The organism is Roseiarcus sp. (genome assembly GCF_052145395.1).
Classification (GTDB): domain Bacteria; phylum Pseudomonadota; class Alphaproteobacteria; order Rhizobiales; family Beijerinckiaceae; genus Roseiarcus.
Map to the genome: position 1 here is coordinate 1 of NZ_JBKQOT010000006.1, position 2,601 is coordinate 2,601.

Annotated in this window: 3 protein-coding genes; all 3 read right to left on the reverse strand. The window is 62.7% G+C overall.

The genetic code is table 11. From position 1 onward, the window contains the following. Window positions 1–220: 220 nt before the first annotated feature. Window positions 221–1,285, reverse strand: coding sequence for a transposase (locus ACLP25_RS00245; RefSeq protein WP_442467244.1), 1,065 nt, complete (start codon window positions 1,283–1,285; stop codon window positions 221–223). Between the two features lie 63 nt (window positions 1,286–1,348). Next, window positions 1,349–1,522: a hypothetical protein gene (locus ACLP25_RS00250; protein WP_442467245.1), complete on the reverse strand. Its 174-nt coding sequence runs from the start codon at window positions 1,520–1,522 to the stop codon at window positions 1,349–1,351. A 610-nt stretch (window positions 1,523–2,132) separates the two neighbouring features. Further along, window positions 2,133–2,601 (reverse strand): STAS domain-containing protein (locus tag ACLP25_RS00255; protein WP_442467246.1); only part of this gene is annotated, 469 nt, incomplete at its 5' end.

The following is a 2,601-nucleotide window of genomic DNA, read 5'->3' on the forward strand; positions in this document are numbered from 1 at the left end:
ATAGAATTGTTCATGGCGGGGGTGGCTCACCTGAAACTGCGCGAATCGGCTTCGATAACCAGATTCTACGCAAAATCAGTTGCTTAGGCTACTCCCGCCAACCCGCGGCGCATAATGCGGGCTAGGAGCCCGTCCAGATAGTGTCCGGCGGCGCGGGCGGATTGGCGAGAATTATCGGCTTGGGGTGCGGGTTTGTTTGGTTTGGTCGGGTTTTCGGGGTTCAGGCGGCTGCGAGCTTGGCGGCGGACAGACTCCGCCCTTGGGCGAGCTTGAGCATGTTGTGGGCGAGGCAGACGAGGCCCCATTCGTGGGCGACCTTGTCGAGCCCGCGCATGAGGAACTGACGGAAGCTGCGGGCCTTGAGCTTCTCGCGCATGTCCGCCACGCGTTTGCCTCCGCCTTCGCCGTCGGTCGGATGCTTGGCGCGTCCGGCGGCGATGTAGGCGTTGGTCTTCATGATGCGGCTCTCGGGATCGGTGAAGTTCTTCTGCGCTTTCGGGTCGGGGGCTTCTGAGGGCGGGGCGGCGGGTCTTCCGGGTTTCTTGCGGCCTTCGGCTTCCCGTTCCTTCTCCGCCTCGGCCCGCGCTTTGCGCTCGGCCTCGGCGGCGGCTCTCGCCTCAGCCTCCAGTTCGGCCTTGGCGGCGCGGATCTTCTCGGCGCGCCGCTTCTTGTCGGCGACCCACTTCGGCATCTCTTCGCCGCTCTTGTCGCGCCCCAAGGCGGCGTCCTCTTTCGCATCCGCAGCCGCCGCGGCGTCCATCCAGCCCGCGACCTCGGCCTCCAGCTCCTCCGCCCGCTTGGTCATCCGCTCATAGCCCATCGCTTTGTGCTTGGAGGCGTTGGCCTTGATCTTCGTCCCGTCGAGCGCGACGTGGCCGAGCTTGACCAGCCCGGCCCGCTCGCACAGGCGCAACACCTGGCCGAAAAGCCCCGACAGCGCGTTCAGATGACGTTTGCGGAACTCCGAGATTGTGCGGAAATCAGGGGGGTCGAGGCCGACGATGCTCATGAAGTCGACGCGTTCGCGACAGGCCTTGGCGATCCGCCGCGACGAGTAGATCCCGTTGCAGTAGCCGTAGAGCAAGAGCACCGTCATCATCGCCGGATCGAACGGAGGCTGCCCGCGATCGACCCGGTAGACCCGCTCGATCGCGTCGAGATCGATCTCCTCGACCACCAGGTGCAGAACGAACCGCGCCAGGTGATCCTTCTCGACGAACTCCTGAACCGTCGCCGGCAACAGCATCGGCTCGTCGATCTTCCAGGGGCGATAGCGCTTGCCCATGCCCAAGCAGAATCCGATTCGCCCCGAAAACGCTAGCCTCTCAGCGATTTCTCAGACAGCCTCCTAGTCGGTCATGTTCGACTGTACGTCCGAATCGCTGACCGACCGCTCGCCGCTGAAGGCGGCTTGCCGAACCATCTCAAGGCTCTCGAGCGCGACCTTTTGCTTGAGGGGCGCTGCAATCTTGTCCTTCAGCCGGAATTGGCTTGCTGCTCCAATGTTCATCAAGTTGAGCATGCCCGGACGGCGTTAGGGCGTAGATGCCGCGCTTGGATTCATCCAGTGCAATGTAACGGATCCATCCGCGGCTTGAGCATCTGCCAACAGGTCCGGAGTCAAGCGCGCAGGGTCCTGAAGCAAGCAACTCCAAGAGTTTTATCTCGTTCTCCCGCGGCTGTCGTATCTTTCGAGAGATTTTCATTGTGAGTTCATATTATCTCAGCGCCTCAAGGCCGCCTTGCGGAATCGGCGCATCGCGAAGCGAAACGTCACGATGTGACGAATGGCATGGCCAACGCATGGTCGGCATACGACGTGTGATTGGCCTTGTGGTCAAGACGATGTTCCTCATCATTCCGTCGTCGCAGGAGTCGAGCTACCGGTTCGACGACGATGTAACAGGACAAGCAGGGAAGCTATGCGCAAGCCGTTCAAGGGAACAAGGCTTCGCTATCAGGCGGTTGATGCGCGACCCGTAACCCCGGATGCGCGGCGCGAACGGGGCATGCGAAAACTCCGTTCGGTCCGGACGGCAGCCGCTGATCATGGGCTATCTTCAGCATTTGAGTGGCGACACTCAAATCGACCTGGGCGTGCGCCAGGCTACGCTGCATCCGACAGCGCATAGCTACGGGCGCTCCCCAGCGCCGTCCGCGCCCACAATCCATTCGGCCTTGTGCGTCGCCTGATATTCATCGACGGCGGCGCCGATGGTCGCGAAGAAGAACGCCTCGCCGATCCTCTCGAATAGTCCAAACCGCTTCAGCTTGTCCTTCACGGGGTCTTTGAGCTCCGCAAAACACAGCTTTGTTCCCTTGTCGCGCAGTGTGTCGTCTAACTCGACGAGGGAATCGGCGGCCGTCACGTCGACGCTCGTAACCGGCTCGGCGGCGACGACGAGCCACGTGACCTTGCCCGGCGCGGCGGCAGCGGCGGCCAGAACCCGCTCCTTGAAAAGCTCCGCATTCGCGAAGAACAGCGGCGCGTCCCACCGAAACAGCAGCAGGCCCGACAATTGGCGCGCCTGCGGATAGCGGGTGATGTCGTGATAGCCCCTCACGCCGTCCGCGCGGCCAAGCACCGCGGAATGCGGGCGC

Bases quoted from the DNA above. Each gene is read 5' to 3' on its own strand.
- ACLP25_RS00245 (WP_442467244.1), bottom strand. From the start codon at position 1,285: ATGGGCAAGCGCTATCGCCCCTGGAAGATCGACGAGCCGATGCTGTTG.
- ACLP25_RS00250 (WP_442467245.1), bottom strand. From the start codon at position 1,522: ATGCTCAACTTGATGAACATTGGAGCAGCAAGCCAATTCCGGCTGAAG.